Here is a 13,955-nt window from a genome sequence, read left to right as displayed (position 1 = left end):
TAAACGCCACGGATTCCGGCTGACACATGAAGACCCTCGCCCGCTTCACCCTGTTGCTACCCGGCCTGTTCGCGCTCTGCGATACCGCCCGGGCGGACGACACCGCACTGGTCCTCGACCCCAGCGTGGTCACCGGCTCGCGCAGCGCCAGCCCGACATTTGACCTGCCGTATTCGGTAGACGGCATCAGCCGCGAGCAGATCAGCGACGGGCAACTGGGCATCAATGCCTCTGAAGCGCTGTCCCGCGTCCCCGGCCTGGTGGTGCAGAACCGCCAGAACTACGCGCAGGACCTGCAGATCTCCTCACGCGGCTTCGGCGCCCGCTCGGCCTTTGGCGTGCGCGGCATCAAGCTGATCGCCGACGGCATCCCCGCCAGCACGCCGGACGGCCAGGGCCAGGCCGCCACGTTCAACCTCGACACCGCCGAGCGCATCGAAGTGCTGCGCGGGCCGGCTGCCACGCTGTACGGCAGCAACGCCGGCGGCGTGATCCAGATGTTCTCCCGCGACGGCGAAGGCCCGCCGCGCATCGGCGCCGAAACCCTGGTGGGCAGCGACGGCCTGAACAAGAACCACCTGAGCGCCGAAGGCGCGGCCAACGGTGCGGGCTTCGTGCTCGACGCCTCGCGCATGGACACCAACGGCTACCGCGACCACAGCAGCGCCCGCCGCGACCAGACCTTCGCCAAACTCAACGTCCAGCCCGATGACGACAGCAAACTGGCGCTGATCTACAGCAGCCTGGAACAGAACGGCACCCAGGACCCGCTGGGCCAGACGTGGGCGGCGTATAAAGCCGACCCGCGCTCGGTGAGCAGCAATGCGCTGACGTACAACACGCGCAAAAGCATCGATCATCAGCAATTGGGGATGAACTACGAGCGGTATTTCGGCGATGCGACGTTGCAGGTGACGGGGTATACCGGGCGGCGGAGTGTGATTCAGTATCTTTCGATTCCAGGCACCATCCCCGCAGGCAAACGCGGCGGGGTGGTAGCGTTCGACCGCAAGTTCTACGGTGGCTCTGCCCACTGGCTGCAACCCATCGCCAGCGCTCCGGGCGACCTGACCCTGATCGCCGGCCTCGACTACGACCGTAGCCAGGATGATCGACAGGGTTATTCCAACACCGTCAACGGTGTGCAAGGCGTCAAAGGCGCGCTGGGCCGCGATGAAACTGACACCGCCACCAGCCTCGACCCATTCGTGCAAGCCAACTGGCTGCTGGGCGACTGGACCCTGCAAGCCGGCCTTCGCCACAACACCATGAAAATGGAAGTGGACGACCGCTTCATCAGCGGTACCGACGGCGACGACAGCGGCAGCAAGACTTACCAGAAGAACACCCCATCGGTCAGCGTGATGTACGCGTTCACACCAGACCTGCACGGCTATGTGAGCGCGGGCAAAGGCTTTGAAACGCCGACACAGGCCGAGTCGGCCTACTCCAGCAGCTCAAACGGGTTCAACTTCGCACTCAAACCCTCAGTCAGCACGCAGTACGAAATCGGTTTGAAAGCACGGCTTGGCCAAGACACACGCATCAACGCTGCCGTCTTCCAGATCACCACCGAAGATGAACTGGTGATACAGCAATCCGTTGGCGGGCGTTCCACTTATCAAAACGCCGGCCGTACCCTGCGCCGTGGCTTGGAACTGGGTATCGAAAGCCAACTCGCCGAACACTGGAGCACCAGCCTCGCCTACACCCGCCTGCAAGCCACCTACGACAGCGACTTCGTCAGCGGCACCAGCACCGTCGTCGACAAAGGCAACTACCTCCCCGGCGTGCCGCAAACCACGCTGTTCGCCGAACTCAACTGGAAACCCCGCGACTGGCTCAGCACCGCTGTCGAGGGCATGTACCGCAGCAAGGTCTACGTCGAAGACACCAACAGCCAGCACGCCGCGCCGGGCTACAGCGTGTTCAACTGGCGTGCGCGCTTCGAGCAGAAAGTCGAGCACTGGACCTTCCACCAGACCCTGCGCCTGGACAATCTGCTGGACCGCCAGTACGTCGGTTCGGTGATCGTCGGCGACGGCAACGGTCGCTACTACGAAGCGGCACCGGGCCGCTCGTGGTACGCCGGCGCAGGTGCCGAGTACCAATTCTGATCAACGGGTTTGCAGGCGCCGACTGGTAAAACTAAACGCCAGCACCCCAAAAATCAGCACACCGGTCGCCACCTGCTGCCAATAGAAGTTCCAGCCGATCAGCAGCAGGCCGTTGGCGATCACATTGATAAACAGCACCCCCAGCAGGGTTCCGGGAACATTCGCCCGGCCCTGCCGGCTCAGGGTGGTGCCGATAAAGACCGCACCGATGGCATTGAGCAAAAACGCATTGCCCGACAGCGGCACATAGGCGCTGACCGTCGAACTGAGCAACACCCCCGCCACGCCGCACGCCAAGGCAGTCGCCAGGGCCACGACGGTGACAATCCGCTGTACCGACAAACCGGAGTAATACGCCAGCAAAGGCTGCGTGCCCTGGGCCAGGAGTTCGCGGCCCAGGCGTGCGCGTGCTAATGCCAGGCCGTAGAACAATGCCAGCCCGAGCACGACCAGCAAGGGTGCAAGGCCGCTCAGTTCAGGCTTCAAACCCTGGCTGATGTAGATCGGCTGGCCGCCGTCCGAGAGCAATTGCTGGGCGCTGGTACCGATAAACAACGTGCCCAGCGTGGCCAGGAAGGGGCTGATCCGCAGCCCGGCGATCAGCCCCGCATTCACCACGCCCACCAACAGCGCCGCGACCAACGCACCTGACGCGGCAACCGCCCAGCCATGCCCACCATTGAGCAGCACCACAAAACTGAAACTGGCGAAATCCAGCGCAGTGCCCACCGACAGATCGATGCCACCGGCCGCCACCGCGTACGTCATGCCGATGGCGACAATCGCCAGCAACACGAAGTTGTTCAGCAGCAGGCTTTTCAGGTTGCCGGCGCTCAGGAAGCCCGGCGCCTGCAAGGCAAACACCAGCACGATCAGCGCAAGTACCAGCGGCAACGTCAGCGGCAGCAAGGCACGCGGGTTCATGAGCGGGCTCCTCGATTCAGTGCACTGGACGCGGCTACCACCAGCAGGATCAGCACGCCCTGCACACCGTTGACCCAGAAGTTCGACACGTTGAGCAACTGAAACCCGTTGATCAGAAAACCGATCAACAACGCCGCCAATAACGTGCCCGGAATACTCGCCACCAGCCGCCGGGAAAACACCACGCCGAGAAAGGCAATCGCCACCACGGACAGCAACATATCGCCGGAGCCGGTGGTGCTGCCGCTGAAAAACGCAGCCGAACACAACGCCGCCACCGCCGCACAAAGGCCCGACAGCGCGTAACTGGAAACCACATAGGTAGCGACGCGAAGGCCTGCCGCTTCAGCCGCCTGGGGGTACTCGCCGACGGCATGCAAACGCAACCCATAAGCCGAATGCTGGACCAGCAAGGTCAGCCCCCCGGCCGCCAGCAGCAACACCCACGCCAGAGCCGGCACCGCCAGCCAGGTGCCGCCGCTGAGCAGGTCCAGCAACGGCGAGTCGGTGGAGACCACGGTATTTTCCGTCAGCACCAACTCCAACCCCGCCAGCACATTCATGCTCGCGAGCGTCGCCAACAGCGGCGGCAGGCGCAGCAGCACCACCGCCAGGCCATTGACCAAGCCCACCGCCAGGCCGCAGCCCAGCGTCAGCAGCAAGGTGAGCCGAAGGTCCAGGCCGGCATTGTTCAGGCGACTGAACACCGCCGCGCACAAGCCCAGGTTGGCCGCCAGCGACAGGTCGAGCCCACCGGCCAGCACATTCGAACCGCCGCCGATAATCACACAGGTCAGCCCAAAGGCCAGCACGCCGAGGATGGCCGACTGGCTGAACACATTGGCCAGGTTGCCCAGCGACAGAAACCCCGGCGCCGCCAGGGCGAACCCCAGCAAAATCGCCAGGAACACCCCCACCGAGCCCCGGCGCAGTATGGCCTCAAGCATGCTCGACCTCCCGCACCTGCACAGCAGCAGCAGGCACGGCGCCCGTCGCACAGGCGAGCAACTGATCGCTGTCGACCTCTCCTGCATAAAATTCACCGGCGATCTCGCCGCGATGCAGCACCAGGATCCGATCACTGATCCCCAGCAACTCCGGCAAATCCGACGACAGCACCAACACCGCCGCGCCCTCTTCCACCAGGCGCCCGATCAGCCGATAGATTTCCACCTTGGCGCCCACATCCACCCCCACACAGGGCTCGTCCAGCAAGTACACCGCCGAACGACGACTGAACCATTTACCCAGGGCGACTTTCTGCTGGTTACCACCGCTCAACTGGCTGACGGCGGCGTTAGGCCCCGCTGCCTTGATCGCCAGTTCTTCAATTAACCGCGCAGTTTCCACCTGCTCGGCGCGCCGGCTCAGCAAGCCCCAGCGACTGAACCGCGAGAGCCCCGCCAGCGTCAGGTTTTCCAGCACCGACAGCAGCGGCGAGATGCCCTGGCTACGCCGCTCCTCCGGCACCAGCGCAATCCCTTCGGCAATCGCCTGGCCCGGTGAACGCAGGCGCAGCAAGCGCCCGTCCAGGTGCACAGTGCCGCTGTCGGCCCGCTCGACGCCGAACAACGTCTTGAACAGTTCCTTGGCCCCCGAACCGACCAACCCGGTCAACCCGACGATTTCCCCCCGGCGCACCTGCAGGTCAATCTGCCGATAGCGCCGTGCCAGGCTCAAGCTGCGCACCTGCAACAACGGCGCGCCCAACTCGACCTTGGCCTTGGGGTACATCTCCTGCACGTCGCGGTTGACCATCAAACGCGCAATCTCTGCACTGGACGTGTGCCGTGGCTGCACCACCGCCACATCGCGGCCATTGCGCAGCACGGTGACCTCATCACACAGGCTGTCGATTTCTTGCAGGTAATGGGAAATGTAAAGGATCGAAAGCCCCTGGTCGCGCAGGCGCTTGACGATGCGCAGCAACTGGTCGACCTCGCGCTTGACCAGCGCCACGCTGGGCTCGTCGAACACCAGGATCTTCGGCTGGCGAATCAACGCCCGGGTGATTTGCAGCACCTGGCGCTCGGCGCTGTTCAACTCGCCCACCAGGGCGCCGGGGGGCAGTTGCAAATCAAAGTATTCCGTCAGCAGGCGCTGCGCCTCACGGTCTTGCCGCCGCCGATCCACAAACGGACCCCGACGCAATTCATGCCCGAAAAACAGCGCCTCGCCCACGGTAAAGCTGGCGGGCAACAGACGCTCCTGATGGATGAACTGCACGCCCAGCGCGTCCACCTGGCGCGGCGACAGCCTTGCATAGGCCTGGCCGTCGATACTCACCTGGCCCGCATCGGCCTTGTGGATACCGGCCAGGATCTTGATCAAGGTCGATTTGCCCGCGCCATTCTCGCCCACCAGGCCGTGGATGCTGCCGCGCTCGACCTTGAGGCTCGCGTCCTCCAGTGCCACGCTGGCGCCAAAGCGCTTGTGCAGGTGTTGCAGGTGCAATGCCGCCATCAGTCACCCCGCAGCTGTTGAACCTGTGACAGGTTGCCGGCAGTGGTCAGCAACGTGGCGACATGGGTTTCCTTGGGCAGATCACGTTGCCCGGCCAGGTAGCGCGCCACGTTCTGCACGGCCGTCTTGCCAATCAGCGCCGGTTGCTGCGCGACCACCGCGCCCACCGGCGAGTTCGCCTGGCCGAGCAATGCCAGCACCTCGGGGGTGCCGTCGACACCGTAGGTTTTGATCTCGGTGCGCTTGGCATCGATCAACGCCTTGCTCGCGCCCAACTGTGGAATATCCCAGGCCGACCAGATCGCCGACACACTGCCCTGCGGGTATTTGTTGAGCAGCGCCGACACCTGGGAGTAGGCGTCCTGCACGGTATTGGGGATCACATCGCGCAGCTCGGGCTGGATTATTTCCAGCTGCGGGTAATCCTTGAGCGCCAGCTTCAACTGGTCATAACGAATCGCACACACCGGCACGCCGTAGAAACCATTGAACACCAGGATCTTGCCCTTGCCGCCAGCGTCCTTGATCAGTTGCTCGGCCAAGGCTTTGCCGGTGGCGACGTTGTCGGACGTGGTGTTGTTGAGGCTGTACTGCGACGGCGCATCGATGGTGAACAACGGAATTCCGGCCTTGCTGATGCGCTTGAGCCACGGGTCGATCACGCTGAGGGTGCCGAGGGTCTGAATCACCGCGTCGGGCTTCTGGGTAACCACGGTTTGTAGCTGGGTCACCAGATTCTTGTCATTGCGCCCGGCGTCGAGGGTAATCGGCGTACCACCCAGGCGCTTGATTTCATCCACCTGCGCCTGGAATGCCTTGATATCGAAATAGTGACTGGTGCCGGTCATGCTCACCGCAATGCGTTTGCCGGCCAGGGACGGCACAGCGTCATCACCTTCGCCAGCCTGGGCGACGGCGGCGTGGCCCAGCAGCACGGCAGCGCCGAGACAGATCAGACGGGAAAGCGAGGAAAGGCTCAAAGGCATACAAGGCTCCGCGGGCGGCTGGTGAAAGGGTTCACCAGGCAGCGTTGCAGAGGCCGTGCCAGGATTTTTACCTATAAAAATCAGCAGGATAAAAATATTCAGCGCGTAAGTGCTGTCGGCCTCCACTCACAAGTGCCCAAGCACTGTTGCCCACGCAACACTTGAGGGCCGCACAATAACCCTGGTGAGCGGGCTTGCCCCGCGCGGGGCTGCGAAGCGGCCCACTAGAAGCACCGCGGTGTTCCAGGTAAATCGCAGCGGCTGGTTTTGGGGCTGCTGCGCAGCCCAGCGCGGGGCAAGCCCGCTCACTACAAGGAGCGAGCGTTCAGTCGATGGTTTTGGGCAGGCGCTGATCAATCAGTTTGTACAGCGCGCTTTCCTGTGGCCAGTTCCGCATAAACCGTGCGCGGTCCCTGGCATACGCCGGGGCGAAGCTGGCGGCGGAGCTGTGTTGGCACATCGCGTCGAGGTCGATCAGCGACCAGCGATCCTTATCCCAGAACAGGTTATGGCCTTTGAAATCACCATGGCTGATGCGCTCGCGAATCAGCTCGGCAAACAAATGGTCCAGCGCCAGTAACTCGTTTTCCGGCGCGTCACCGTGTTCGATGTAGGGCGCGAAACGCTCGATGATGTCCGGGCCCGGCAGGTATTCAGTAATCAGGTAGGCCCGGCTGCGCAGCCAGAAAAAGCGCTTTTCCAACACGGCCAAAGGCTTGGGCGTGGCGATGCCCAGGAACGCCAGGCGGTTGCCTTCACGCCACGAATGCCAGGCGCGACTCGGGCGCCAGAAGCGTTTGAGCCAATGGGCGAAGCCCTTGATGTTGTAGCGCTTGATCACCAGCGGCCGACCGGCCACGTCGACCTTGGCGACACTGGCGGCACCGCCGGTTTTGTAGAGGTGGCCCTGATCGAGTAGCTTATCGGCCTGTTCCAGTACCGGCAGCATCGCCGCCTCTTCTTCGCGACGAATTGCACGCAGGCCAAAGGCGCCGCGTACCACGCTGAACAGCGTGCATTCGCGGCCAACCTTGTTCAAATAGTCCTTCAAGCGCCAGGCGCTGACCTTGCGTACCTGTTTTTCCAAGGCTTGCAGCGGCAACGCGTGCTCACCGTTGCCCAGCAGGTAGTACACCAGCAATTCTTCGGTAAACGGCTCAAGGTTTTTCGGCAACTGGGCGAAAAACACCCCGAGGTTTTCCAGCACGCGGTTGCGCGACAGCGGCTTGCCGGCCTCTTCGACGCGGATGCCCGCGCCGTCGATCAAGTACAGCTTGCCGTCCTGGCGCAGCAGGTTGTCCAGGTGCAGGTCTTCCTGCCAAAGGCCCTTGGTGTGCATCTGCGCAATCGCGCCCAGCGCCTCGGCCAGCACGGCGGTTTGCTCATCGGCCAAGGGGGGCAGACCTTCGACGGCGTGCCAGGCATCGGCCAGGCTTTCGGCGCCTTCGATAAACTCGAACAGCAGCCAGCCACCCTCGCCGTCCTGCAAGCCGTCGGCGAGCAACAACGGGGTGCTCAGGCCTTGCTCGGCCAGCATGCGCACACCGCTGAGCTCACGTTGAAAATGCCGCGCTGCCTTGCCGCCCACCAATAACTTGGCCAACACCGGACGCCCGCGCCAGACTGCGGCGCCCACGTAACGCTCACCCGGCAACACCCGCAACAGGCTCAGCAACTGCAATTGAGCGGGGCCGGCGGCATCCGCCAGGTCGAGAGTCAGGGGCAAGCTCGGTGTGCGACCGGCGCTTTTGAGCTCGGACAGGCGCATCAGCGATTCTCCTTATGGCTACGCCGACTCGTCAGGCGTTGCAGCCAGGTGGTGACCAGCGAACTGTCTTCGGGCTGATCGAGGTAGGCGGCCAGCAGTTGGCGCACCTGCGCATCCGACCAAGGCCGCGCACGCCGCAACAACGGCTCCAGGTCCTTGACCCGATCCCGCCAGCCGAACAGCAACGGGCGGGTTTTTTCCAGGTCGATCAACTGCGCGGCGTAACCGTCGCCAGTGGCCTGCAGGAAAATATGCTTGGGGTAAAAGCAGCCATGCACCTGGCCGACGCTGTGCAACCGGCGCGCCAGTTGGCCGCACGCCAGCAGGATCGCGCGGTGCTGGGCGTCGCTCAATTGCGGCCACTGTTCGAGCAATGAATCCAGGTCATTCCAGCCGTCGAGGGCGCGGGTCAGCAGCATTGCGCGGTGTTCGCCGGCAACCTTGCGCTCGCCGTAGAACGCCGCCTGCAACGCTGGAATGCCCAGCCTGCGGTAACGACTGATATTGCGAAATTCGCGGGAAAAACTCGGCTCGCCCAACGGCCGGTGCAGGCTGCGCGTGAGGTAGTTGCTCTGGCGCTTGAGGTAGTAACCGTGGCCGTCGAGTTCCAGGCGAAACACACTGCTCCAGCCGCCACGGCTGGTGTTCGGCTCGTCCACTGCGTCCAGTTGCTTGGCCCACAGCGCGTCGAATGTCGCGAGGCCGTGGCGCTCCAGCAACGCACGGTCTTGAGCCGCCAGGAAATCACTCATTCGCGCCCCTCGAAAAACTTCACTACGTGGCGAATCCGCCGTTTGTCCGAGTCACTCAGGTGCCGGCACTGGCGGTACTGCATATAGAAACGCAGGCGCTGGGTCGCCGACAGGTGATACTTGGCCACTTTGTCCAGGCAGGCCAAGTCTTTGGTGATGCGGTACTTGAGCCAGAAACCGCGCCAGAAATCGCCGTTGGGGCAATCGATCAGGTACAGGGTCGACTGGTCGTCGATCAGCAGGTTGCGCCACTTCAAGTCGTTATGGGTGAAGCGATGATCGTGCATTGTGCGCGTGTATTCGGCGAGCTGGCGGCTGACCACGTTGACCCACTTGGCGTCGCGCAGGCGCACATCGTGACGCTCGGCCAGCACCGAAAGGTCTTCGGTGTTGGGCAGTTCGCGGGTGATCATCGCGCCACGGTCGTAGGCCAGGCCGTTGCGCTCCAGGCCCCAGGCCACCACGTCGGCGGTGGGTATCCCCCACTTGGCGAAACGCTTGAGGTTCTGCCACTCGGACTTGACCCGCGGCTTGCCCAGGTAGCGACGCAGGCCCTTGCCGGCGCCGGTGTAGCGCTTGACGTAGTAATTGACCCCGCCGCGCTCGACCCGGATCACTTCCGACAACGGGTCGCGGGTCAGCCGCTCGCCTTGCAGGGCGAACACCGCTTCGAGGCTTCCAAAATCATCCGCCAGGGCGGCGTAAGCAGGTTCCAGGTTCCAACCCGCCATCAGATCGCATCCCCGTAACGTTGCTTGCGTGCATACAGTTTGTCGGCCTTGCGCTGCATCAGGCTAAGGGAGGCCGATTGCTCGGTCAGGATCTGGCGCAGCGGCTGGCGGAAATAGCCCTTGAGAAAGCGCAGCTTATCGCGACGGGTCAAGCCGATGTCCAGCGCCGAGTAGTACAGCGCAGACAGGTCCTTGTCGCGCCAGCGCAGCGGCAAGTGTGCACGCATTTGGGCACGGTGCAGGTCGATCACCGAGAGCTTGATGTCACGCGGGTCGATCGGCTTGGACGTGTCCAGCAGGAAGTGGCACAGGTAGCAGTCGCGATGGTTCACGCCGCCCCGGTGCATGTCGCCGACCATGCGCGCCAGTTCGGCGGTCAGGGCATGGCGCAAGGCTGGCGTCGGCGGCTCGGCAACCCAGTTGAGGGTCACGTCTTCAAGGCTGAGGGTTGGCGCCAGCTCTTCGGTGATGATGAACGAATGCTGGTCCGCCGGGTTGCTGCCCTTTTCGCCGAAGGCCACGCCGGTCATGGTCGGAACGCCGATTTCCTGCAAGCGGTGAATGGCATCCCACTCCAGGCCGGCGCCCAGTACCGGCAACTTGGCGGTGATCAGGTTCTTGAAGATTTCCGCCCAACCGATACCCCGATGGATCTTTACAAAATACGGGCGGCCGTCGACCTCGGTGCGCAACGTGCGGCGCGCCGCCAGCTCACGGAATACCTGGCCTTGCAGTTTCTCGACTTCGGCGAACGCATCACGCCCGGCCCACAACGTCTTGAACGGTTCGGCAAGTATCAGTTTCATCGTTTTGGCTCCGCCAGAATCACATCCGCAGCGTGCTGCGGCATGCTGTAGAGGTCGGCCGTCTCGGCGAAGGCCAACCCATTGCGGCCCCAGGCCGCGCGCTGTGCAGAATCGGTCAGCATTTTAGCCAGGTACCCATTGAGCTGCGTTTGCTCAAACGGCTCATCCAGCACCAGGCCGCTGTCGGCTTCGGCGATGTAGTGGGCGTAACCGCACACCGCCGAGACCAGCACCGGCAGCCCAGCCACCAGGGCTTCAAGCAACACGGTACCGGTGTTTTCGTTGTAGGCCGGGTGGATCAACAGGTCGGCGCCCAGCAGGAAACGCGGAATATCGCTGCGACCCTTGAGAAACTGCACGCTGTCACCCAAGCCGAGGGTGGCGCTTTGCAGTTGGAAGACTTTGGGGTCGTCCTGGCCGATGACAAACAGGCGCGTACGCTTCTTCAGTTCAGACGGCAACGCGGCCAAGGCCTTCAGGCTGCGGTCGACGCCCTTGGTCTTGAAGCCGGAGCCGATTTGCACCAGCAGCAGGTCGTCATCGCCGAGGTTGAACTCCTGGCGAAAACCTGCACGGATTTCAGCCGCATTCGGCGGCGCGCGGCGGTCCTGGGCAATGCCCGGTGGCAGCAGGTGGAAGCGCTCAAGCGGGGTGTCGTAATGCTTGATGAACAGCGGCTGCTGCACTTCGGAAATCATCAAGACTTCGGTCTTGGCATCCTTGGCGAACACCGCACGCTCGTATTCGGCAAAGTGCTTGTAGCGGCCAAAATAGCGGTACAGGGAATGACGCAGGTTTTGCGCCTTGTCTTCAAAGCAGCCGTCGGCGGCGTAGTACACGTCCAGGCCGGGCATCTTGTTGAAACCGATCAGGCGGTCCACCGGACGCTTGGCCAGGTCGGCCTCCATCCACGCACTGAGCTTCTCGTTGCGCTTATGGTTGAAGAACGCCTTCACCGGCGCTACCAGCACTTCGAAGCCGGGCGGAATGTCGCCTTCCCAGATCAGCGTGTAGACACGGATCTGATGGCCGCGCTGCTGGCATTCCAGAGCGATGCGCATGAAGTCGCGCTGCAGGCCGCCGAAGGGGAAGTATTTGTACAGAACAAAAGCCAGTTGCATCAGTGCAGCTCCTCAGCCAATAACAACGTGCTCAGTCGGCTGGCCACACGCTCAGGGTTCAGGCGCGTGAAGCACAGGGGCGACTCGCGCTTGATGTCGAACCGACGCAGGTCGTCGGCCGTCGGTTGATAGGTACAGTGCTTTTGCAGGCACGGCGCGCACGACCAGTCGCTGCCCAGGTGAATCTGACCCTTGCCATAGGCGCCGGTCAGGCCTGGGTTGGTAGGGCCGAACAGGGAAATGGTCGGCACGTCCAACGCAGCCGCCAAGTGGCCCAGGCCGGTGTCCACCGCCACACAGGCACGGGCGCCGGCCAAGACACGGGCGACGCCGGCCAGGTTCAACTTGGGCAATACTTCGGCGTTGTTCAAGCCTTGGGCCAGGCGTTCGGCACGGGCTTTTTCGGCGGCGTTGCCCCAAGGCAATTTCACGTCCACACCCAGGCGGCCCATGCGCTCGGCCAGCTCGCGCCAATAGGCTTCGGGCCAGTGCTTGGTGTCCCAGGTGGTGCCATGCAAAAGCAGCACGAAGGGTTTTTTCGGCGGCAGGCCGAGCAGTTTTTCGGTGCTCAGCCCGTAGTCGCCCAGGCCTTTGGGCAAGTCATAGCCCAGCGCCACGGCGAACAGCTGGCGCAGACGCTCCACGGCGTGCTGCCCTCGGGCCACGGCCAGGCGTCGCGAGTAGAAGCGCGCAGCGATGGGCTCACGGGCAGAGTGCTTGTCGAAGCCCGCTACCGGGGCACGCACATAGCGGGTCAGCCAGGCGCTTTTGAGCAGGCCCTGGGCATCGATCACCAGGTCGTATTGGGTCGACTGGATCTGCTGCTTGAAGCGCCGCCACTCGCCACTTTTGAGGGTCTGCCAGAGGTTCTTGCGCCAGCGGCGGATGGCCACCGGGATCACCTTGTCCACCGCCGGGTGCCAGGTGGGGATCTCGGCAAAGCCTTCTTCCACCACCCAGTCGAATTGAATGCCAGGGAGCGCCCGCGCCGCGTCGGTGAGTGCCGGCAACGCATGGATCACGTCGCCCAGGGATGAGGTCTTGATTACCAGTACCCGCAACTCAGTGAACCTCGACCGCAGTGCCCTGCAATCGCTGCAAGGCTTCATTTACCGGCTGCGGCAGCAACTGACGCATGCAGTTGTAGTGGCCGAAACGGCAGGTGCGGTCAAAACACGGGCTGCATTCCAGGCCCAGGCGCACCACTTCGACCTTGTCGGCCAAGGGCGGGGTAAACCCTGGGGAAGTCGAGCCGTACACCGCCACCAACGGGCGGTTCAGCGCTGCGGCTACGTGCATCAGGCCGGAGTCGTTGGACACCACGGAGTCTGCGCAGGACAGCAAGTCGATGGCCTCTGCCAGCGAGGTATCGCCGCTGAGGTTGACCGACTCTTCGCGCAGGCCAGGAATCAGGCGCTGGCGGATCTCTTCACCCACCGGGTGGTCTTTTTTCGAACCGAACAGCCACACCTGCCAGCCTTCGCGGATCTTCGTTTCAGCGACCTTGGCGTAGTGCTCCGCCGGCCAGCGCTTGGACTCGCCGAATTCGGCGCCGGGGCACAGGGCGAGCACCGGACGATCCAGGGTCAGGCCGAACTTGGCCAGGGCCGCATCGCGGGTCACCGGGTCGATCTGCAGGCTCGGGCGCGGATACGGCTTGGGCAGCTCCGCCCCAGGCGCATACGCCAACGCCATGAAGCGTTCGATCATCAGCGGGTAACGCGTTTTATCCAACGTGCGCACATCGTTAAGCAGCACGTAGCGAAACTCGCCGCGCCAGCCGGTGCGCTTGGGGATGCCGGCAAAATACGGCACCAGCGCCGACTTGAGCGAATTGGGCAGCAGGATGGCCTGGTCGTACTGGCCGGCCAGGGATTTGCCGATGCGACGACGCGTTGCCAGCTCCAGGGCGCCGTGGCCGAGCGGGAAGCTCAAGGCCTTGCGCACTTCGGGCATGCGCTCGAGGATCGGCCGGCTCCACTCAGGGGCGAGCACGTCGATCTGGCAGCCTGGATGGCGTTGGCGCAGGCACTGGAACAGTGTCTGTGCCATCACCATATCACCGACCCAACTGGGCCCAACGATCAGAATATTCATGTAGTTTCCACAAACGATGCGGGGAGGCTTATGCCTCCCCGCATCGATAATTACCCAAGGTTGCGGTAGCCACGGAACTGCTTTGTGTGGGAGCGGACTTGCTCGCGAAAGCATCACCGCGGTCTGACAGACAGACCGCAGCGCCTGCTTCGCGAGCAAGCCCGCGCCCACACACAACCAGTTTCCACAT

12 protein-coding genes are annotated in these 13,955 nt (G+C 63.3%); 1 reads left to right on the top strand and 11 read right to left on the bottom strand.

Features of this window, described 5'->3' with window-relative positions; genetic code table 11:
- Nucleotides 1–26 precede the first annotated feature (26 nt).
- On the top strand, nucleotides 27–2,117 hold the full coding sequence (locus PspS35_RS02350) for a TonB-dependent receptor (RefSeq protein WP_159932615.1): 2,091 nt from the start codon (nucleotides 27–29) through the stop codon (nucleotides 2,115–2,117).
- Here PspS35_RS02350 and PspS35_RS02345 read toward each other — a convergent pair whose 3' ends face one another.
- The 11 genes from PspS35_RS02345 to waaF all read right to left on the bottom strand — a co-directional run bounded on the left by PspS35_RS02345 (nucleotide 2,118) and on the right by waaF (nucleotide 13,765).
- Nucleotides 2,118–3,041 (bottom strand): ABC transporter permease, encoded by a 924-nt coding sequence (locus tag PspS35_RS02345; RefSeq protein ID WP_159932614.1) that lies wholly within the window; start codon nucleotides 3,039–3,041, stop codon nucleotides 2,118–2,120.
- Nucleotides 3,038–3,988 (bottom strand): ABC transporter permease, encoded by a 951-nt coding sequence (locus PspS35_RS02340; RefSeq protein WP_159932613.1) that lies wholly within the window; start codon nucleotides 3,986–3,988, stop codon nucleotides 3,038–3,040. Before PspS35_RS02340 ends, PspS35_RS02345 begins: the two co-directional genes overlap by 4 nt.
- Nucleotides 3,981–5,504: a sugar ABC transporter ATP-binding protein gene (locus PspS35_RS02335; protein ID WP_159932612.1), complete on the bottom strand. Its 1,524-nt coding sequence runs from the start codon at nucleotides 5,502–5,504 to the stop codon at nucleotides 3,981–3,983. Before PspS35_RS02335 ends, PspS35_RS02340 begins: the two co-directional genes overlap by 8 nt.
- Nucleotides 5,504–6,490, bottom strand: coding sequence for a sugar ABC transporter substrate-binding protein (locus PspS35_RS02330; RefSeq protein WP_159932611.1), 987 nt, complete (start codon nucleotides 6,488–6,490; stop codon nucleotides 5,504–5,506). The genes PspS35_RS02335 and PspS35_RS02330 overlap by 1 nt, the downstream gene beginning before the upstream one ends.
- Nucleotides 6,491–6,815: 325 nt before the next feature.
- Nucleotides 6,816–8,258, bottom strand: coding sequence for a lipopolysaccharide kinase InaA family protein (locus tag PspS35_RS02325; RefSeq protein WP_159932610.1), 1,443 nt, complete (start codon nucleotides 8,256–8,258; stop codon nucleotides 6,816–6,818).
- Complete coding sequence (locus PspS35_RS02320; RefSeq protein WP_159932609.1) at nucleotides 8,258–9,010, bottom strand: lipopolysaccharide kinase InaA family protein; 753 nt, start codon at nucleotides 9,008–9,010, stop codon at nucleotides 8,258–8,260. The genes PspS35_RS02325 and PspS35_RS02320 overlap by 1 nt, the downstream gene beginning before the upstream one ends.
- Nucleotides 9,007–9,741, bottom strand: a complete 735-nt coding sequence (locus PspS35_RS02315; protein WP_159932608.1) for a lipopolysaccharide kinase InaA family protein — start codon at nucleotides 9,739–9,741, stop codon at nucleotides 9,007–9,009. The genes PspS35_RS02320 and PspS35_RS02315 overlap by 4 nt, the downstream gene beginning before the upstream one ends.
- Nucleotides 9,741–10,547 (bottom strand): lipopolysaccharide core heptose(I) kinase RfaP, encoded by an 807-nt coding sequence (gene rfaP / locus PspS35_RS02310; RefSeq protein WP_159932607.1) that lies wholly within the window; start codon nucleotides 10,545–10,547, stop codon nucleotides 9,741–9,743. The genes PspS35_RS02315 and rfaP overlap by 1 nt, the downstream gene beginning before the upstream one ends.
- A complete protein-coding gene (locus PspS35_RS02305) occupies nucleotides 10,544–11,668 on the bottom strand; it encodes a glycosyltransferase family 4 protein (protein WP_159932606.1) in 1,125 nt (374 codons plus the stop codon). The genes rfaP and PspS35_RS02305 overlap by 4 nt, the downstream gene beginning before the upstream one ends.
- The gene (gene waaC, locus PspS35_RS02300; RefSeq protein WP_159932605.1) at nucleotides 11,668–12,729 is read right to left on the bottom strand and encodes a lipopolysaccharide heptosyltransferase I; all 1,062 of its coding nucleotides are present in this window, start codon (nucleotides 12,727–12,729) and stop codon (nucleotides 11,668–11,670) included. Before waaC ends, PspS35_RS02305 begins: the two co-directional genes overlap by 1 nt.
- 1 nt (nucleotide 12,730) lies before the next feature.
- Nucleotides 12,731–13,765: a lipopolysaccharide heptosyltransferase II gene (gene waaF / locus PspS35_RS02295; RefSeq protein ID WP_159932604.1), complete on the bottom strand. Its 1,035-nt coding sequence runs from the start codon at nucleotides 13,763–13,765 to the stop codon at nucleotides 12,731–12,733.
- Nucleotides 13,766–13,955: the final 190 nt, after the last annotated feature.

It is taken from the genome of Pseudomonas sp. S35 (assembly GCF_009866765.1).
In the GTDB taxonomy this organism is placed as follows: domain Bacteria; phylum Pseudomonadota; class Gammaproteobacteria; order Pseudomonadales; family Pseudomonadaceae; genus Aquipseudomonas.
Note: the sequence above shows the minus strand (reverse complement) of the source record. Positions and strands in the feature narration are given on the sequence as shown.

What these genes read in the sequence shown, in the direction of transcription:
- PspS35_RS02325 (WP_159932610.1), bottom strand. Translation starts at nt 8,258, where the DNA reads ATGCGCCTGTCCGAGCTCAAAAGCGCCGGTCGCACACCGAGCTTGCCC.
- PspS35_RS02340 (WP_159932613.1), bottom strand. Translation starts at nt 3,988, where the DNA reads ATGCTTGAGGCCATACTGCGCCGGGGCTCGGTGGGGGTGTTCCTGGCG.
- PspS35_RS02315 (WP_159932608.1), bottom strand. Translation starts at nt 9,741, where the DNA reads ATGGCGGGTTGGAACCTGGAACCTGCTTACGCCGCCCTGGCGGATGAT.
- PspS35_RS02305 (WP_159932606.1), bottom strand. Translation starts at nt 11,668, where the DNA reads ATGCAACTGGCTTTTGTTCTGTACAAATACTTCCCCTTCGGCGGCCTG.
- waaF (WP_159932604.1), bottom strand. Translation starts at nt 13,765, where the DNA reads ATGAATATTCTGATCGTTGGGCCCAGTTGGGTCGGTGATATGGTGATG.
- PspS35_RS02320 (WP_159932609.1), bottom strand. Translation starts at nt 9,010, where the DNA reads ATGAGTGATTTCCTGGCGGCTCAAGACCGTGCGTTGCTGGAGCGCCAC.
- rfaP (WP_159932607.1), bottom strand. Translation starts at nt 10,547, where the DNA reads ATGAAACTGATACTTGCCGAACCGTTCAAGACGTTGTGGGCCGGGCGT.
- PspS35_RS02345 (WP_159932614.1), bottom strand. Translation starts at nt 3,041, where the DNA reads ATGAACCCGCGTGCCTTGCTGCCGCTGACGTTGCCGCTGGTACTTGCG.
- PspS35_RS02350 (WP_159932615.1), top strand. Translation starts at nt 27, where the DNA reads ATGAAGACCCTCGCCCGCTTCACCCTGTTGCTACCCGGCCTGTTCGCG.
- PspS35_RS02330 (WP_159932611.1), bottom strand. Translation starts at nt 6,490, where the DNA reads ATGCCTTTGAGCCTTTCCTCGCTTTCCCGTCTGATCTGTCTCGGCGCT.
- PspS35_RS02335 (WP_159932612.1), bottom strand. Translation starts at nt 5,504, where the DNA reads ATGGCGGCATTGCACCTGCAACACCTGCACAAGCGCTTTGGCGCCAGC.